10 protein-coding genes are annotated in these 18,577 nt (G+C 59.1%); 4 read left to right on the forward strand and 6 right to left on the reverse strand.

Annotation, left to right across the window (positions count from 1 at the left end):
- Positions 1-104 precede the first annotated feature (104 nt).
- Genes traG through RlegSU303_RS32105 form a run of 3 tightly spaced genes read right to left on the reverse strand, consistent with a single transcriptional unit; the run spans position 105 to position 2,531 of the window.
- Positions 105-2,024 (reverse strand): Ti-type conjugative transfer system protein TraG, encoded by a 1,920-nt coding sequence (gene traG, locus RlegSU303_RS32095; protein ID WP_231284145.1) that lies wholly within the window; start codon positions 2,022-2,024, stop codon positions 105-107.
- On the reverse strand, positions 2,015-2,254 hold the full coding sequence (locus RlegSU303_RS32100; protein WP_131720653.1) for a conjugal transfer protein TraD: 240 nt from the start codon (positions 2,252-2,254) through the stop codon (positions 2,015-2,017). Before RlegSU303_RS32100 ends, traG begins: the two co-directional genes overlap by 10 nt.
- Positions 2,244-2,531 (reverse strand): TraC family protein, encoded by a 288-nt coding sequence (locus RlegSU303_RS32105; protein WP_131720652.1) that lies wholly within the window; start codon positions 2,529-2,531, stop codon positions 2,244-2,246. The genes RlegSU303_RS32100 and RlegSU303_RS32105 overlap by 11 nt, the downstream gene beginning before the upstream one ends.
- Before the next feature lie 213 nt (positions 2,532-2,744).
- On the opposite strand from RlegSU303_RS32105, the gene traA reads away from it, so the two are divergent.
- Positions 2,745-7,382, forward strand: coding sequence for a Ti-type conjugative transfer relaxase TraA (gene traA / locus RlegSU303_RS32110; protein ID WP_231284146.1), 4,638 nt, complete (start codon positions 2,745-2,747; stop codon positions 7,380-7,382).
- A gap of 91 nt (positions 7,383-7,473) precedes the next feature.
- Here the strand turns inward: traA and RlegSU303_RS32115 are convergent, their stop codons facing one another.
- The 3 genes from RlegSU303_RS32115 to RlegSU303_RS32125 are packed head-to-tail and all read right to left on the reverse strand — an operon-like array spanning position 7,474 to position 8,633.
- Positions 7,474-8,061 carry a hypothetical protein gene (locus RlegSU303_RS32115; RefSeq protein ID WP_131720632.1) on the reverse strand — a complete coding sequence of 196 codons (588 nt, stop codon included), beginning with the start codon at positions 8,059-8,061 and terminating at the stop codon, positions 7,474-7,476.
- Between the two features lie 36 nt (positions 8,062-8,097).
- On the reverse strand, positions 8,098-8,430 hold the full coding sequence (locus RlegSU303_RS32120) for a type II toxin-antitoxin system RelE/ParE family toxin (protein WP_131720631.1): 333 nt from the start codon (positions 8,428-8,430) through the stop codon (positions 8,098-8,100).
- The gene (locus RlegSU303_RS32125) at positions 8,427-8,633 is read right to left on the reverse strand and encodes a ribbon-helix-helix domain-containing protein (protein WP_231284151.1); all 207 of its coding nucleotides are present in this window, start codon (positions 8,631-8,633) and stop codon (positions 8,427-8,429) included. The genes RlegSU303_RS32120 and RlegSU303_RS32125 overlap by 4 nt, the downstream gene beginning before the upstream one ends.
- Here RlegSU303_RS32125 and RlegSU303_RS32130 point away from each other — a divergent pair.
- From RlegSU303_RS32130 to RlegSU303_RS32140, 3 genes are all read left to right on the forward strand, one after another.
- Positions 8,535-9,170: a hypothetical protein gene (locus tag RlegSU303_RS32130; protein WP_231284152.1), complete on the forward strand. Its 636-nt coding sequence runs from the start codon at positions 8,535-8,537 to the stop codon at positions 9,168-9,170. The genes RlegSU303_RS32125 and RlegSU303_RS32130 overlap by 99 nt on opposite strands.
- Before the next feature lie 1,302 nt (positions 9,171-10,472).
- A complete protein-coding gene (locus tag RlegSU303_RS32135; protein ID WP_131720628.1) occupies positions 10,473-11,003 on the forward strand; it encodes a hypothetical protein in 531 nt (176 codons plus the stop codon).
- 1,113 nt (positions 11,004-12,116) lie between these two features.
- Positions 12,117-18,518 carry a beta strand repeat-containing protein gene (locus tag RlegSU303_RS32140; protein ID WP_231284147.1) on the forward strand — a complete coding sequence of 2,134 codons (6,402 nt, stop codon included), beginning with the start codon at positions 12,117-12,119 and terminating at the stop codon, positions 18,516-18,518.
- Positions 18,519-18,577: the final 59 nt, after the last annotated feature.

Here is an 18,577-nt window from a genome sequence, read left to right on the forward strand (position 1 = left end):
GTTGGCTCCGATCCGCCCCAGCTACGCACCAGCGATACCTTCCACTATCGTTGGCAGTATCGATAAAGGCGCCAGCAAGGACGAGGTGCAGGATCAACCGTCACTCACGGCACCGGTTTGACGAAGCGGTTCGCCTTGGCTGCCGCATTCATGTCCTTCCGCCGGAAGTAGATCGCCCGTCCGCAGCGGATCGGGCGATGGCCCTGCACGATGATGATCTGCTCGTCCTTGCGCATCGACTGGGTGATTTCGTGCGGCATGATCAGCGGCCGGCGCTGGAAATTGACGCTCTCGGATTTACGCGTACCGCCGCGTTTTGTGTCCCAGCCGATATTGCGCGACCGCCCTTGAACCTCGACGGTCATTTCCCCGCATTGGGCAGAAACATTTCGCGCCGTATCGAGCGCCTTGATCGCGGCGTAGGAGACAAAGGCGCAGCCATCGATCCATGACGTCGCGCCATCCTTGCCGAAGTGCCGCTCCAGCTGTCCGACCGATTGATAGAGCAGCATCATGCTGATGCCGTATTTACGACCGCGATCGCGCGCCTCTTCCAGCACCCGCATATAGCCGAGTAGGTCAACCTCATCGAGCATGAAGAGCGCTCGGCGGCTGAAGCCGCCATCGGCCTGGACCATGGCGTTGATCAGAGAGCCGATGATGACGCGCCCGATGCCGGGATAGGAGCGCAGGATCGACGCCGGGATATTGAGGAATACGTCCGTCTTGCCGGTGACGATATCGCTCGACCTGAAGGCGTTGCCGCAGACGAGCGCGGCGTAATTGTCCAATGAGAGCCATTGCGTATCCTTCGACGCCGTCGAATAGACACCCGAGAAGGTCTGTTCGGTCATGTTGGTGAAGACGCCGAGCGTTTCGCGGATGAAGGCAGATTCTGAGTGTTCCTGGATGTCGCGCAGCATGGCGAGCACCGACGGCTCCGGCTCGGAAACGATCTGGCGCAGGCTACGCAGGTTGCGCCGGCCGGCATATTCCGGCGACAACATGACGTGGGCGAGCAGGCCGGTCAGGAGATTGTGCGCCTGGTTCTGGAAGTAGGAGCCGGTCGAGGATTCGAAGCGCAGGCTTTCGGATAGAAGCATGTGGGCGATGCCGACGATATCCTCCTCCTTTTGTTTCGATGCCTCGATGCCGTCCAGCACGTTGAAGCCCATGATCGGATTGGTCGGATCGAGCACCATGACCTCGCGTCCGAGGGCGCGGGTGCGGTGTTCGAGCACCATCGGTGCAACTTCGGTGGAAGGGTCGAGGCAGATCAGAGGACCGGCATAACGCAGCGCGGTCGGCAGGACGTTGCTGGTCGTTTTGTATCCGCCCGATCCGGCGAAAAACAGCATATGGGTGGAATCGAAGTCTTGGCTGTAGGTCAGCAACGGCGCCTTGCCGCCCTGCCCCCATGTGTTGCGATCGTTCGGATCGAACGGCAGCTCATGGACGATATCCTTGTCAACGCGATAACGTTCGCCGACGACGATTTCGCCGTCGGGCGGAAAGAGCTTTGCCGCCGCCGACATCGAAAGCCAATCCGCATCGCCGAATGTTCCGCCCTTTGCACGCTTGACCTGCTCGGGCACGACGACAGAGATACGGGCGGCGACCGCCACGGCCATGAAGCCCGCCAGCGCGCCGATGACGGCAACGAAATCCAGATAGGAAAGCGCCCGATCCCATGAGACCGTGCCGCTCTCCACCGATGGCGCGAGACGTCCATATTCCCGCAAAGCATAGAAGCTGGACACGACGAGAAAGCACAGGAGACTGGCGACGGCTATCGACCGCCGGCGATGCAGCGGCAACGCCCAGACGGTCAGAAGCCCAGTGAGCGGCCCGAACAGAAGCGCCGGCACCGGTGCGGCCCGCATGAACCAATATTCGGTCTTGCCGGATAGGCCGTGGGCCAGTGCCGACCATCGCCAACCGGTGATATAGACAGCTATGGCGGTGACCGCGACGGGCACGAGAACGAGCAGCAGGCCCGGATGCAAGCGACACTTCAGCGCCATCCGGCGTTCTCCTCGATGTGCGGCGAGAGAGTGTCGTGCGAAGAGGCCTTGAACGCCTTTTCGCCGATATCGCGCAACCGACGGTGTTCTGCCGACCCGGGTATGACCCTCGCCAGCTCGATCAGGCCGCCGAGCAGGAATGCCCGATCGGCCTTCGACAGCCCGGCTTTGACGACGACGCCGCCAAGCAGGAATTTCTCGCGCGCTTGTCTCTTCCGGTCAGCCGTCATGTGAAATCTCCGACGGCGTTCCAGTCCCATTATCTGCCGGTCGACGTGTTTGAGGAGGCGCGCCACCAGGCCCTTTCTTTTCCTCTTTGCGAAATCGCGCAGCGATCTCTTCGAAAATCCGGTCGATCTCCTCGTCGGCGATCTCCGTTTCCGCCAGCCCGGACTTCATGGCCGCACGGGCAAACCGCTCGGCGGATTTAACGATCAAACTTCTCCTGCGTTCTCTGAGCTTCTCGATCTGGGCATCGAGATCAGAAATCGATGATTTGACGGCCATCGTGGGTTTCTCCCTTCCTGAAAATACCGCTCCTTATACTGACTAGAATAAAATAGTTAAACAGGCTATTTTGCACCAGCCCGAAAATGTCGGGGCTGGAATTCCGGCTGATGGCCGTCTTCCGGAAAAGCGGCATCGGCCCTGCGGTCCGATCGGTTTGAGGGCGCAATATACGTCGCTGACGCGACCTGCTTGGACGGTGGAGAGACGGCAGTGGCGATCATGTTCATCAGAGCGCAGGTGATCAGCAGGGGAGCGGGACGCAGCATCGTCTCGGCCGCCGCCTATCGCCATCGCGCCCGGATGATGGACGAGCAGGCCGGCACGTCCTTCAGTTACAGGGGCGGCGCTTCCGAACTCGTTCACGAGGAACTGACCCTGCCGGACGAGACGCCGACCTGGCTGCGGAGGGCGATCGACGGTCGTTCGGTTGCCGGCACTAGCGAAGTGCTGTGGAATGCCGTCGATGTTTTCGAGAAACGGGCGGACGCGCAGCTGGCGCGTGAGCTGATCATCGCCTTGCCGGAGGAACTGACGCGGGCCGAGAATATCGCGCTGGTGCGCGAGTTCGTCCGCGACAATCTCACGTCCAAGGGCATGGTCGCGGACTGGGTCTATCACGACAAGGACGGCAATCCGCACATCCATCTGATGACGACGCTAAGACCGCTGACGCAGGAGGGGTTTGGACGCAAGAAGGTGGCGGTCACCGGTGAAGACGGCGCGCCGTTGCGCGTCGTCACGCCGGACCGCCCAAAGGGCAGGATCGTCTACAAGCTCTGGGCCGGCGACAAGGAGACCATGAAGACATGGAAGGTCGCCTGGGCGGAGACGGCCAACCGGCATCTGGCGCTTGCCGGCCACGAGATCCGGCTCGATGGCCGCTCCTATGCCGAGCAGGGTCTCGATGGCATCGCGCAAAAACATCTCGGGCCGGAGAAGGCAGCCCTTTCCCGCAGGGGTGCCGAGATGTACTTCGCGCCGGCCGACCTTGCCCGTCGCCACGAGATGGCCGACCGGCTGCTGGTAGATCCTGCGCTTCTGCTGAAGCAGTTGAGCAATGAACGCTCCACCTTCGATGAGCGCGATATCGCCAAGGCGCTGCATCGATACGTCGACGATCCCTTAGACTTCGCCAACATCCGCGCGCGGCTGATGGCATCGGACGATCTGGTCATGCTGAAGCCACAGCAGGTCGATGCCGAAACGGGCAAGGCAGCGGAACCCGCGGTCTTCACCACGCGCGAGATCCTGCGCATCGAATATGACATGGCGCGGTCGGCGCAGGTTTTATCGGAACGTCGCGGTTTTGCCGTTCCGTCACGGCATGTCGCGGCCGCCGTCAAAAGCGTCGAAGCTGGCGAACCCGACAAACCCTTCAAGCTCGATGCAGAGCAGGTGGACGCCATCCGTCATGTCGCCGGCGACAGCGGCATTGCGGCCATTGTCGGCCTTGCTGGCGCCGGCAAGTCGACCTTGCTTGCCGCGGCGCGTGTTGCCTGGGAACACGATGGCCGCCGGGTGATCGGCGCGGCCCTTGCGGGGAAGGCCGCTGAGGGGCTGGAAGACAGTTCCGGCATCAGCTCGCGAACACTCGCCTCCTGGGAACTCATCTGGGCCGATGGACACGAGACGCTTCACCGCGGCGATGTGCTTGTCATCGACGAGGCCGGCATGGTGTCGTCGCAGCAAATGGCGCGTGTGTTGAAGATCGCCGAAGAAGCAGGGGCGAAAGTCGTGCTGGTCGGCGATGCGATGCAGCTTCAGCCGATCCAGGCGGGTGCGGCGTTCCGGGCGATCACCGAGCGGATCGGTTTTGCCGAACTCGCCGGCGTGCGCCGCCAGCGCGAAGACTGGGCGCGCGAGGCATCTCGGCTGTTCGCTCGTGGCGAGACCGAGAAAGGTCTCGACGCCTACGCGCAGCAGGGTCATCTTGTCGAGGCAGAGACGCGCGACGAAGTCATCGGGCGGATCGTCGCCGATTGGAGCGAAGGGCGCAAACTGGCAATCGAGACGTCGGTCCTTGAAGGCAATGACGGTCGTCTTCGCGGTGACGAGCTTCTTGTACTCGCCCATACCAATCAAGACGTGAAGCGCCTGAACGAAGCGCTGCGATCGGTGATGATAGGTGAGGGGGCGCTCGGTGAGGGTCGCTCTTTCCGGGCCGAACGCGGGGCGCGAGAATTCGCCGCCGGCGATCGCATCATCTTTCTGGAGAATGCCCGCTTCCTCGAGCCCCGTGCTGCCCGTCTCGGTCCGCAATATGTCAAGAACGGCATGCTCGGGACGGTGGTGTCCACCGGCGACAAACGCGGTGATGCCTTGCTTACGGTGCGTCTCGACAATGGTCGTGACGTCGTCCTCAGTGAGGACAGCTATCGCAATGTCGATCATGGCTACGCCGCGACCATTCACAAATCACAAGGTGCCACCGTCGAGCGAACCTTCGTGCTCGCCACCGGCATGATGGATCAACATCTGACCTATGTGTCGATGACCCGACATCGCGACCGCGCTGACCTCTATGCCGCCAAGGAAGATTTTGAAGGGAGGCCGGAATGGGGGAGGAAGCCGCGTGTCGATCATGCTGCCGGCGTGACCGGCGAGTTCGTGGAAACCGGACAAGCCAAGTTCCGGCCGAATGATGAGGATGCCGACGACAGTCCCTATGCCGACGTGAAGGCGGACGACGGAAGCGTCCATCGTCTCTGGGGTGTGAGCCTGCCGAAGGCGCTCGAGGAGAGTGGCATCTCGGAAGGCGACACCGTCACCCTGCGCAAGGACGGCGTGGAGCGGGTCAAGGTTCAGGTTCCGATCGTCGATGAGCAAACCGGGCAGAAGCGGTTCGAGGAAAGAGAAGTCGACCGCAATGTCTGGACTGCCAAGCGCATCGAAACCGCCGAAGCTCGCCTGGAGCGCATCGAGCGGGAAAGCCATCGGCCGGATGTGTTCAAGCAGCTCGTCGAACGTCTGTCGCGCTCCGGCGCCAAGACGACGACACTCGATTTCGAGAGCGAGGCCAGCTATCAGGCTCATGCCGACGATTTCGCCCGGCGTCGTGGGCTCGACACTCTTTCTCAAGCTGCCGCCGGCATGGAAGAGGAGGTTTCGCGGCGGTGGGCGTGGATTGCGGAAAAGAGGGAGCAGGTGGCTGAGCTCTGGGAGCGGGCCAGCATGGCGCTCGGTTTTGCGATCGAGCGGGAGCGGCGCGTCTCCTACAATGAGGAGCGAATTGAAACGCAACCTATCTCGGATGCAGACACTGGCCGTGCGCGGTATCTGATTGCGCCCACCACGGTCTTTGCCAGGACCGTCGCCGAAGATGCGCGGCTGGCTCAGCTTGCGTCGCCGGCCTGGAAGGAGCGGGAAGCAATTCTGCGGCCGCTGCTGGAGAAGATCTATCGTGACCCGGATGCAGCACTTGTCGCCCTGAACGCGCTTTCCTCGGATGCAGGCCTCGAACCGCGCAAGCTCGCCGACGATCTTGCCGCTGCACCCGATCGGCTCGGCCGCCTGCGCGGTTCCGATCTCATCGTCGACGGTCGTGCGGCACGCGACGAACGAAATGCCGCGATTACCGCCTTGACGGAACTGCTGCCGCTCGCCCGTGCTCATGCGACGGAGTTCCGCCGGAATGGCGAACGCTTCGATCTCCGTGAGCAACAGCGCCGCGCTCATATGTCCCTGCCGATCCCGGCGCTCTCGAAGACAGCGATGGCACGTCTCGTCGAGATCGAGGCGGTGCGCAGGCAGGGTGGTGACGACGCCTACAAGACCGCCTTTGCGCTCGCCACCGAAGACCGCTCGCTCGTCCAGGAGATCAAGGCCGTCAGCGAGGCGCTCACCGCCCGTTTCGGTTGGAGCGCCTTCACATCCAAAGCCGATGCGATTGCCGAACGCAACGTCGTCGAGCGTCTGCCGGAGGACCTCGCGAGCACCAGACGCGAGAAGTTGGTTGGCCTATTCGAAGCCGTGAAGCGTTTTGCCGAGGAGCAGCATCTCGCCGAGCGGCGGGATCGCTCGAGGATCGTTGCTGGCGCCAGTGCCGATCAGGGGATGGAGGCAGGCAAGGAGAATGCCGCGGTGCTGCCTATGCTCGCCGCCGTCACCGAATTCAAGACCCCTGTCGACGAGGAGGCGCGATCTCGTCTGCTCTCAGCTCCTCTCTATCGCCAGCAGCGCGCAGCGTTGGCGGCCGTGGCATCAACGATCTGGCGCGATCCGGCCGGCGCCGTCGGCAAGATCGAAGAGCTGCTCCAGAAAGGTTTTGCTGCCGATCGCATCGCCGCTGCGGTGACCAACGATCCGGCCGCCTACGGCGCATTGCGCGGTTCCGATCGCCTGATGGACCGGATGCTGGCTTCCGGCCGGGAGCGGAAGGAGGCAGTGCAGGCCGTGCCTGAAGCCGCCGCCCGCCTGCGCGCGCTCGGTTCGGCCTACGTCAATCTGCTCGATGCAGCACGCCAGGCTGTTGCCGAGGAGCGACGGCGCATGGCAGTCGCCATTCCCGGCCTGTCGAAGGCGGCGGAAGAGGCGCTCAGGCGCCTGACCGCTGAGGTGAAGAACAACGGTCGCAAGCGGAATGCAACGGCCGTTTCTCTCGATCCAATTATTCGCCAGGAATTTGCCGCTGTCAGCAGGGCGCTCGACGAGCGCTTCGGTCGTAGTGCCGTCATTGGCGGCGAAAAGGATCTCATCAACCGTGTGCCACAAGCACAGCACCGCGTCTTCGAAGCGATGCAGGACAGGCTGAAGGTCCTGCAGCAGACCGTCCGCAGGGAAAGCAGCGAGCAGATCATCTCGGAGCGGCGCCAGCGGGCTGTCAGCCGTGGGCGCGGCATCGATCTTTGAAGTCCAACGAAGAAGCGAAGGATTCGGTCGGGCCGAGGAGCCGAACGGGGTTGGCGTCGATCAGATCTACCGTGCGCGTGAAATAAGTGCCCTATCGTGGGCTTCTGCCCAGTAACAACGGCTCGCTCAGCATGTTGACGTCGACGTTTGGGCAAACCCGCTCTTCCAACAATTGAAGGGATCCAACCCGGACGCCTACAGGCAAAAACCCCGCATCAAAGTCGACTGCCGGTAACCATTCTACTGCAGAAAACCTGAACAATGTCATGTGAGCAATTTGGGGCGGGGTTGGACGCCAATGTTCGAAGCAGATAGCATCTGAAATGGCCGAACGAAGCTCGCGCAACTCGGCGGCTTCTGAGGCGGCGACCTCATCGAAATGGAGCTCAATCGGCGCGGTCTCTTCGACCAGTTTCTCCACGATCGCTTTCCATCTTTCCCCCTTCCGATTCCAGACCTCGTGGTTTGGGATCCTCAATTGGGTCGCTGCGTTGAGCAAAGTTGCAACTGTCATGTGCAGGCTTGTGGCCGGGACGCGCAGAAGCGGCGTAGTGCTATTTCGCTCGATGCTCTCCTGCAAATCGCTGAGCTTTGATAGCGCCTCGCGATCGGGAAAAAACTGCAGATGAAACGCGCAGCACCGCTTAAACCACAGTGGGTCGACCTTCGTTCGGATCACAGCCGCAGGCCCTTCTACCTAACACAGCCTGCCATACTACGCAGACACTTCGGGATCTTGCAGCCACGCTGGAATGTCGCGCTTCGCATGCAGAATACGCCATACGTCGACGTAGTCGGCTTGCTCAAGATAGAAGACGATATAAGGGAAAGCCTTCAACGACATGGTGCGCAGATCGGGCAAACCGAGTTCATATGCGTAGCGCAATGAACCCGATGAAGGATGCTTTGCGATCAAACCAGATGTCGACTGCACCGCGTCAACGAAGCTAATCGCGACTTGAGCGCCAGCCTCGCGAGCATAATAGTCCACGGCATTCTCGACATCCCCGCGGGCCGACGCGCGGGGAACGATAGACTTTGCGGTCACTTGGAGCTTTGCCGCGAGGCACGGGCTCGCAGGCTATCGAAATAGGTTGCATCAACCGGCTCGGTCGTCTCGGATGAAGCACCCTCAAGCAGGAGATCACGCAAGTGCTGCCGATCTTTGTCGTGACGGATCAACTCGCGGACGTATTCGCTGCTGGTACCATAGCCTCGCCCGGCGACCTGCTGGTCGACGAACTGCTTCAAGTAATCCGGCAGCGAGATATTCATAGTGCTCATCGGGCTAAAGTAGCCACAATGGCAAAATTTGGCAAGGTGGGAACTCCAGCTGGGTCGCCGCTGGAGGCAGGCGCGACTCTCGCGAGGTCAAACGGCGCTCTATTCGAGTGCGTGGCGAAGTCCGACAGCTTCCTATTGATGACGATCACCATCGGCATAGCGTTGAAAAGCTATGGCCCTGGCTATTGTTTTCGGATCTCCACAAACTCCTATGTCTGCAGCATCGAAAGTATCCAGAACGCGGTCAAGAGCTACGACCCGCAGGAAATGGTGTTGGCAGGGTGCATTGTCACCATTGACCATGGCGGTGATCTACAAATCGGTCGAGCCTATGTGAAGCCCGAGGACCATGCAGCGCTGGACCGGCTGCGGCAGGGGGATGCGAACACGGATGGGCAGGGGCCGACGGCGGCGTCGTCGCATCGCCGTGGAGTCAGACGACGTCTACTCCGCCGCCTTGGTGGAGGAACTGATCGCCATCCGCACGGCGGCGATGAGGGTTGAGCTTGCCAAACGTCCTGACATCGCTCTTGCGGCGCTGCTGCATCCGCTGGTGGCCAACGCATTTACACCGGTCCTTCACCCTATCGGGCTGAGTTTCCGGTGGAGATCAGCGGCCAGCGCCGTGACCTTGTCCCATCCATCAAGGAGCCGGGTACTGCCCGCGCTCTGGGCGACTGGTCGGCCATCAAGGAAACGTGGGTGGCCAGCTGTAGGGAAAGCCAGCCGACCAATGGGAATGGTTGCTGGAGCAGCCCGCGACGCGGTTGCTCGATCTGCTGGCATTGGTGACGGCGGCCAATCTCAACGCGGTAAAGGCAAAGCATAACCAAAGCAGGGGCCGCCTTGAGCAGTCGAGCATATCGCCACTGCCTTGGTCTAGACATGCGGGACTACTGGACGCCGGATGCGGCACTCCTCAGCCGCCTGACCAAATCTGGCTTTGCGAACGTGCTGGGTGAGGCGGGATGCGCGGCGGAAGCGGTGAGAGCGGTGGAAAAGGCTCCGAAATGGCGATTGCCGAAGCCGAAAAACTGCTGAACGGCACCGGCTGGCTGCCTGCTCTTTTGCGGACATCGGGCCGCGAAATAGCGAAAGACGCCGTTGCGGACGAGTAGCCGAACGGCGCGCAGTATCAAAGACAAAATCCCGAACAGTGGTGTTCGGGCTTTGGTGTTGTTGGCGATGACACGCTGCTTGCATTCCCCGCGGGGATAGACCGTGGGCGTTAGACGAGGGGAGCGCCTTTGCCGCTTCCCCTCGCTCCCCTCCCACCCGTCAAATGCCTTTCTGAAAGGTAGGGCCGTACAGCCTTATGGAAAATTGCACGTTTGTGTAGATATTTCCTGCCGCCCCCTTGTTCTGCGACGAGAATTGTTTAAGAGCGTAAACCTGAGTAAAAAGGTATCGTTAATTTTATCCGAGCCATGACATGCTGATTTCCAAGATCTCTTCTCTAACTGGGCACTATCTATCGCCCGGAGATATTGCTTTTCCTAGAGCGCAGCTCGCGATCAATCATGGGGCACAGCGGTTATTTCTAGCCTTAAGTCGCACTGAAAATAACGCTCCTTCCAAATGCAATGCATTCGTCTTGTTGTCGCCATTGGAAGCATAAATATGAAATTCCCTATGGTTATGCCTGACTGTGATGTCCACCTTGATACTGGATGTCTTCGAATTTCTCTGAGTGTCGTCGGCACCGGACGTAGTACATTCGATATCCCGCCTTTTTAGTTCCTTTATAATGAAGGTTCGCACCACCAATCGTGCCCTCTCTCGCCGTTATTTGGGAAAAATTGCTCGATGTACTCTTTTCAATGGCAGATGTCGCCGCTTCCCATGATTGGCGCTATTGCTGGCTTAGCAATAATAATTTTCGGTTTTATTAGAGGCGCGAAAGACCCTTGGATGTATATATGTGGAGAAAGTTTTCTTTTCCCATATATAACTTCAGTTGTATCGTATGGATATTACCGAAATTCGTTTATTAGTCTATTTTTGGCGCAGATATCAGCAACATTTCTGTTTTTTTTGTTTCTTTTTGTAATAAGTTCTGTAATTAGCTTATCCCGCTTCGAGCCCCGGCAGCACACCACTTCAAAAATTATTCTAGCGGCAGTTGGAAGTACTGTCGCCGCAATAGGCTTGTGTTGGTGGGGCGCTAATGTTGCTGCAAGGTGTTCCGGTGCTCGTTGTCAGGGTTATTACCACTTTTTTGGCACGGATCTTGAGGGTGTGAAGAATTATTTCGTCACTCTTGGTGGGTTTTTACTTCTGTGTACGGGTATAGGCCTGATTTATACCAAGTTTTTCTACAAATGGCAGTCCGATTGAGAGGGCATCATGGCTAATGAGTACAGTGATTACGTAACCTGGCAAAGGGAAACGTTTAATAATTATACGACGTATTTTACCTCTGGTCTCGGCGTTGCCGCAACCGGCATAAGTTATTCGCTCAGAAAATCATTCAGCGTTCCAGCAAATACCGTCTCGATGAGCGGCAGGCTATTTGCCGATAAAGTCAACGAGATAGCCAGGAACGCCGTAACACAAAACTTCACCAAGCTCGCCGGAGAATTTAAGCCTGGCTCGTTGTTGCACACCCAGGCTTCGCTTGGCCGCGCTCTGCCGGTAGTCGGATGGATGGCGACGGGCCTTGAGGGATACTCCGATCTTGTCACATACGATGGCGATGATATCGGGGACTATGCAGCCCGGGCCGTAGGAATTGCTGCCGACATAGGCTTGGGATTCGCATTAAGCGTAGGCCCGGGAGTGCTTGCCGCTGCGTTTATGGCAACGCCAGGAGGCTGGGCAGTTCTCGGAGCCGGGGCGCTGGGCGTCGTTTTGTCGGGGACGTACGGTATCACAGCTGGCTCGTCGGTTCGGGACAATGTGACCGAGGCACTTCGGAGTGTTCTGCCGGACGTTAGCGACTTCAATATCTTGTCTGCACCAGGGGACTTCTCGACAAAGACTTCGATGTCAAATGCCGACCTTAATCCTGGCCGGTCGGTTTCCGTCTCTGCAACCCCTGTCGCGGCCGAAGTGGCGACCAATCCTTCAACTCAGACTTCTTTCGACTCCTTTGTGGTACCGCCAATAAATCCTCTGGCACAGGTTGTAGTTCTCTCTCCTGATGATTTTTCTGATCTTCAGGATAATTCGAACTACCAACAGCAGCTGAACCCGGACGTAAGGTATATTTATTACGGAGACTTTTCAAATAGCTCCGGGTCCACGTCAGGGGGAAGCAGCGGGTATTGGGCATGGCGTGAGGAAGAGAGGAAATCAACCACCAGGTCTCCTAAGAGTTATTACGATGACTACAGTGACCCTAACTCGACGGCATTGGAGCCGATCGTCATTAGCGGGAAGCCTGCAGGATACTGGGAGTGGATTAACTCCGGTGGTAGTAGTGGTTGGGGGCAGCGTTCGTCACCGGTAATGCTCGATCTTGATGGCAGCGGCCTCTCCGTTGACACGCTGGGCGATTCGCAGCGCTATATTGATCTTGAAGGTGACGGGTACCAGCATCAGACAGCGTGGGCAGGGCAGGGCGATGGCGTTCTGGTCCTCGACGCCGACGGTGATGGCAAGATCAGCCGGTCGAGCGAATTCGCCTTCACCGAATGGGATTCCTCGGCAACAGGCGACCTTGAGGCGCTGAAGCATGTCTTCGACACCAACGGTAATGGCAAATTGGACGCCGGCGACGCACGCTGGTCGCAGTTCAAGGTTGATGTGAACGGCCAACTGGTAACCCTTGACAGCCTCGGCATCACCTCGATCGATCTGACGCCGAAGGGCAGTGGGCAGACTTTTACTGATGGCTCCGCGATAACTGGGACGACCACCTTCACCCGCACCGACGGCACGACGGGAACGGTCGGCGACGCGGTGCTCGCGAACGACGATTCGGCCTATATCGTAAAGACGACCAGCGTGACGAAGGCCGACAGCTCGATCGAGAAGACGATTCTTGCCTACAATAAGGACGGCAGTCTGGCCTTCCGCAACGTCGTCACCACCAGTGTCGATGGCAAAAGCGTGCAAACGCAGTTCGATGACGACGGCAACGGCACGTTCGACCGCTCGCAGACCAATGTCCTGGCCATCGATGCCGCCGGCATTCAGACAAAGACCGTCTCTAACTTCAATGCCGACGGATCGCTTTCGGATCGCACCACGACTGTCACCAGCGCCGATCATCTCACCGTGACGACGACACTTGACCAGGGTGGCGACGGCATCGCGGACCAACAGCAGATTTTCGTCAAAAATGCTGATGGTTCGGCCACGACGTCCACGCAGCAGCTCAGTGTCAACGGCACGGTGCTGTTTGGGGCAGCCGTCACTAGCTCCGCCAACGGCTTGGTGAAGACGACCAATCTCGATCGGGACGGCAACGGCGTCTACGACGATATCGTCACAGAGACCACAACGATCGCAGCGGATGGCACCCGCAATAAAACGACCATCGATCGCAGTTCGAACAATAAGGTTTTATCGCAAGTCGACACGTCAACCAGTGCCGATGGCCGCACCATCACGGTCTCGGTGGATGCAGACGGTAACGGACCCCGCGAAACCAAAACTGTCACCACATCCACCACCGCAGCCTCAGGCGACGTGACGCTGGAAGCGACTGTTTACAACACAAACGCATCCTCCATTCGACGCTCGAAAACGACGACGGTCACCACCGCCAACGGATTGAAGAAGACCGTCACGAGCGACGTGAACGGCGACAACATTATCGATTTCACCGATACCGATGTGACGGTGATCGACGCGACCGACCGGACTCAGACGGTCCAGCATCGCACCAAGACCGGTATCACCGGTACGCTGCTGTCGCAGACGGTCACAAAGTCCAGCCTCGACGGTAAGTCGATCACAATCACCGAGGATGCGAACGGCGACACAGCGACCGACAGACTGACCAAGATCGTCGTCGAGACTGATGGTCAAACGACCAATACGGTCAGCACGCTGAATTCCGACGGCTCGCTGGTCAGCAAGACGGTCGCGGTGACATCCGCTGACGGCCTGACGAAGACGACGAGCATCGATGCGAACGGCGATACCGTCAACGATCTCGTGGTGACGGATGTCATCACCAACGGCGCCAATGGCGGCCGCATCGAAACAGTGACGTTGAAGAACGCCAACGGCACGGTGATCGGCAAGACTGTCACGGACACATCCGCCGACAGCCTGACGCAGTATGTCAAGACAGACGTCAACGGCGACGGCGCCTTCGAAGACACCACCAAAAGCGTCATCGTTCTCGACAGCACCGGCGCTCGAAAGGAAACGGTAAGGAGCACGAGCGCCGATGGAACGCTGAAGACCCAGATCGTCACCGACGTCAGCGCCGATCGCCGCAACACCACGATCGTGACGGATGCGGATGGCGACGGCAGGACCAATACACGCCGGGTCGAATCAGTCTCGGCCAGCGGTAACGTCAACATCTGGGAGCGGCAATACGCTGCGGACGCATCGACCATCAGCACGACAATTACCGACATCAGCGGCAATGGCCTGACCAAGACCGTGTCGGCGGATTTGAACCACGATGGCGTCGGCGACCGCATCACCAGCGACCAGACGGTGCTGAATGCCGATGGCAGCAAAACGCGGACGATCTCTGTGACGAGCAGCGATGCCACGCGTCTCAACAAGAAGACGGTCGTCGCCAGCGGCAACGGCATGTCGATCACGACGAGCGAGTACATCAACGGCGACGAGGTGGTCGATGCCAAGACGACCGATGTCACGACATTCGACACCTACGGTCTGCAGTTCCAGACCGTATCGAATTACCGAGGAACGACGCTCGCAAATTCGACGAAGGTGACGACCAATCTCAACGGGCTTTCCGGATCGACCGATTACGATTTGAATGGCGACGGCACGATCGACCGGAACTTGTCATGGAAGAAAACGCCGCTCGATCCGCTCGGATCGGTCACCACAACTGAAACGGTCAAGGCAGCGGACGCCGCCACGCTGGTCTCGCAGAAAATCACCACCGTCAGCGCCGACCAGAAAACCACCACGGTGAACACCAAGATCGATGCCGATGCCATTGTCGACTTTGTAGAAAAGATAACCATCGACGCCACTGGAACGCAGAAGAACGAAATCAAGCAATATAATGCTTCCAACGTGCTCGAAAGCCAGGCCGTCGTCACCGCCTCGGATGATGGTCTTTCGAAGACATTCAGTTCCGACCTCGACGGCAATGGCGTCTTTGAACTCGTCACCACCGATGTCACGGTGCTGAATGCCGACGGCAGCCGCACCGAGACGATCTCGAAGACGGGTATCGGCGATGCACTCATCTCCCGCACGACGGCCAAAGTCAGCGCCAGCGGCTTGAGTAAGACGACGAGCTGGGCCGATGCCGATGGGGAGACTGTTCGCTCCATGAGCGACGTCACCGTCCTCAATGCCGATGGCGGCACGAAGCAGACCCTATCCTACTTCAAGGCGGATGGGACGACGCTGGAAAGTAAGACCGTCGCCACGGTCGCAGCTCACGGTCTTACGACCACGGTCACCACCGATGTCGACGGTGATAACATTGTCGACAAAAAGTCGGAAACGACGAAGCTGACCGACGGCAAGACGAAGCAGGTCCTCAGCGACTTGGCCGCCAACAATGTGGTGAAGGACTCGAAGACCGTCATCACATGGGCGGACGGCCTGACGCAGACCGTCGAATACGACAGCAATGGCGACGGCACGGTCGACAAGAAGACGACCCGCACGACGGTTCTGAAAGCGAATGGCAGCACGGCGACCACGACGAAAGATTTCGTTGGCGCTGTTACAAAGAGCATTACGCTGACCGAAGTGTCTGGAGACGGCCTGACCGTTACCACCAAGTGGGATACGGCCGGCACCGGTGGCGGCACCACCTTCGACAAAAGCCGGACCGATGTCACCGTCCTTAACGCCAACGGCTCGACGACGCGGACGATCAGCAACCTTACCGGCACGACGCTGACTAGCCGCACGCTCGTCACCACCAGTGCCAACGGCTTGTCCGTCACGACCCAGATCGATCCGACGGGTGCCGGCTCCTACAGTCAGACGGCGACCGATGTCACGGTCTTGAATGCCAATGGCACGCAGACGCGAACATTGGAAAGCAAGAAGGCCGATGGTTCGCTGATCTCCAGGACCACCACCACGACAAGCGCCAACGGCCTGATCGTTGCATCGAGCCAGGAGCGTTCGGGCTTTGGCAACCAGACGGTCACCGACACGATCACGGTCCTGGCGGACGGTGCTGTCCGCGAGACCGTCGAGACGAGAGATAGTGCCGGAACCACCCTGATTGGCAAGATCGTCACCCTCACCAGCGCCGATAAGTTGAGGGTGACCGTCGACCGCTACGGCAACGGTGACGGTATCGTCGATCAGCGTCAGGAGACGGTCACCGCCAATTCCGGCATCCAGACATCGGTGACCACCAACTTCAAAGCCGATGGAACGGTCAAGGACAAGTCGACTGTCGTCGTGTCCGCCGACGGCCGCGTGACCACGACCACCTGGGATCTCGACGGCAACGGCACGATCGATCGCCAGCGGGTGACGAATCTGACCGCCAATGCCGATGGGAGCAGCACGACCGTGATCTCGGATACCGATCTTCCGGCCGGCACGCTGGCCGCGAAGACGACGATCCAGACGTCTGCCGACGGCAGGTTGAGGACGACGTCGAAGGATATCAACGGCGACGGCACGAACGATCAGATCGAAACCGTCACTGTCGATCCGACAGGCGCCTCGGTCTCCTTGGTGACCAACAATGCAACGGCCCGCTCGGTCTCCAACCTGACGCCGGGTGGCGTCTATTGGACTCAGGCGATCGCCGCGAAGATCGAGACGACCACATCGGCCGATGGCCGCACCAAGATTGCCAAATACGACTATGACGGCAACGGCGTTTACGAAACGGTCATGCGGTCGACCATCCAGGTCGACGGCTCCGTCGCCACCGCGGTGACGGAAACCAATGCCAGTGGCACGGTGACGGCAAAGGGCACGATCTCGACCAGTGCCGATGGCCTGATCACCACGCTGTCGAAGGATGCTGGCAACAACGGCACCATCGATCATACCGAGACGGCGGTGATGCATGCCGACGGCTCGATCACCCTGACCAAGGTCGATCTCAACGCCAGCGGAGCAATGACGCAGACGACCATCGATATCGTCACCGCGCTCGGCTCGCTTTCCTCCAGTTTCACGAAGGATTCGGCTGGCCGCAAGATCGCTGAGACCATCGTCGCGGCCGATGGAAGCTCCGTGACGACGACCTATGACGGGGCAAGCGGCCAGCAGCTGAGTGTTGCCAATGCAAATAAGGCCGGCTTGCTGACAACCGTCACATTCTACGATCCGCTGAATGCGAGCACATCGACAAGGATCGAGCAGCAATACGACGCCGCTGGCAGGAAGACGCTCGAAACACAGATCAACGACGACGGATCGCGGATCGAGATCGCCTTTGATCCATCGGGTACTGGGGCGTGGTCGCAGATACAACAGAACTACAATGCAGCCGGACAGCTGACTTACAAGCTTGAAACCGCCGACGACGGCACGAAGACCGCCTCTGATGTTGCCGGCACCCTGTCATGGTCGACCATCAAGCAATCTTATGACACTGCAAATAGGCTGGTCGAGGTCGATCAAACCAATGATGACGGCACACGCTATGTCGCCAGCTACGATCCCGCCAATGCTGTGGAATGGAAGCGCATAGACTATTCCTACAATGCCAGCAGTCAGCTCACAGCCCAGAACATCTATTACGATAACGGTGACACGCGCTACTATGCCTGGGATCGGGCAAATGCGGCGTGGTCGTCCAATCTCGTCATCCAAAATAGCGCTGGCCAGACCACTTACCAAGAAACGACCTTCGATAGCGGCCAAACGGACAAGAGAACTGATGACGTCACTAACGCCAATGATTGGCGGTATAAAACTGAATCATACTCAGCGTCTGGCGCCCTCATGCAAACGTTCGTGCAAATGGATGTGGCCAAGAAGTGGTGGTACGAAACCCGCGACTATCTGAATAACCAGACGTGGACCAGGGACATCATCCGGTATGACAGGTACGGGGTCAGAACCAGTGGGGACACCTATTTTGATGATGGTACCCGCATAGAGTACGAGTACCATTCCGACCAGGGTGGCAAGTTGGATTGGTGGAGAAAATATAATGCCCAAGGGCGTGTCATAGCGAGCGGCACCAGTCCCGTTCTTTTGGACCTGAACGGCGACGGCCATGTCGATCTTCGCCCTCTTGACTCGCTCGCCACATCGGTAGGCTTCGATTGGGACGGTGATGGCGTAGCGGATGAAACAGCCTGGGTCGGCCCCCAGGACGGCTTCCTCGCGATCGATCTCGCTGCCGATGGAACGGCCGGTCCTGACGGAAAGATTGACCAGGGGCTGGAACTGGCGTTTGGCGCCTGGAGTAACGAGTCGACGTCGGACCTTGACGGCCTGCGGCTTGCCTTCGACACCAACCGCGACAATGTCCTCGATGTAAACGACGAGCGTTGGAGCGAGTTCAGGGTCTGGCGCGACCTCAACCAGAATGGCGTCAGCGACGCCGGCGAGCTGCAAACGATGACGGTCGCCGGTATCCGGTTGATCAACCTATTGCCGAGCAGCGACGCGACACAATCCTTCGCTGATGGTTCGATGATCTCAGGTACCAGCTCCTATCAAACCGTCGACGGCACCAACCAATATCTGGTCGGTGATGCCATGCTCGCCGTACGGTCCAGTCAGGCGACCAATGTCGCATAACAAGCTCCCCTGCCTCATGCCGGCGCTGCAAAGCGCCGGCATATCCGCCTCTCGTTGAT

The organism is Rhizobium sp. SU303 (assembly GCF_021052345.1).
Lineage (GTDB): Bacteria > Pseudomonadota > Alphaproteobacteria > Rhizobiales > Rhizobiaceae > Rhizobium > Rhizobium laguerreae.

Excerpts from the sequence above, each read along its gene's own strand:
- traG (WP_231284145.1), bottom strand. The coding sequence starts at position 2,024 with ATGGCGCTGAAGTGTCGCTTGCATCCGGGCCTGCTGCTCGTTCTCGTG.
- RlegSU303_RS32135 (WP_131720628.1), top strand. The coding sequence starts at position 10,473 with ATGTACTCTTTTCAATGGCAGATGTCGCCGCTTCCCATGATTGGCGCT.
- RlegSU303_RS32140 (WP_231284147.1), top strand. The coding sequence starts at position 12,117 with ATGCTCGATCTTGATGGCAGCGGCCTCTCCGTTGACACGCTGGGCGAT.
- RlegSU303_RS32105 (WP_131720652.1), bottom strand. The coding sequence starts at position 2,531 with ATGGCCGTCAAATCATCGATTTCTGATCTCGATGCCCAGATCGAGAAG.
- RlegSU303_RS32100 (WP_131720653.1), bottom strand. The coding sequence starts at position 2,254 with ATGACGGCTGACCGGAAGAGACAAGCGCGCGAGAAATTCCTGCTTGGC.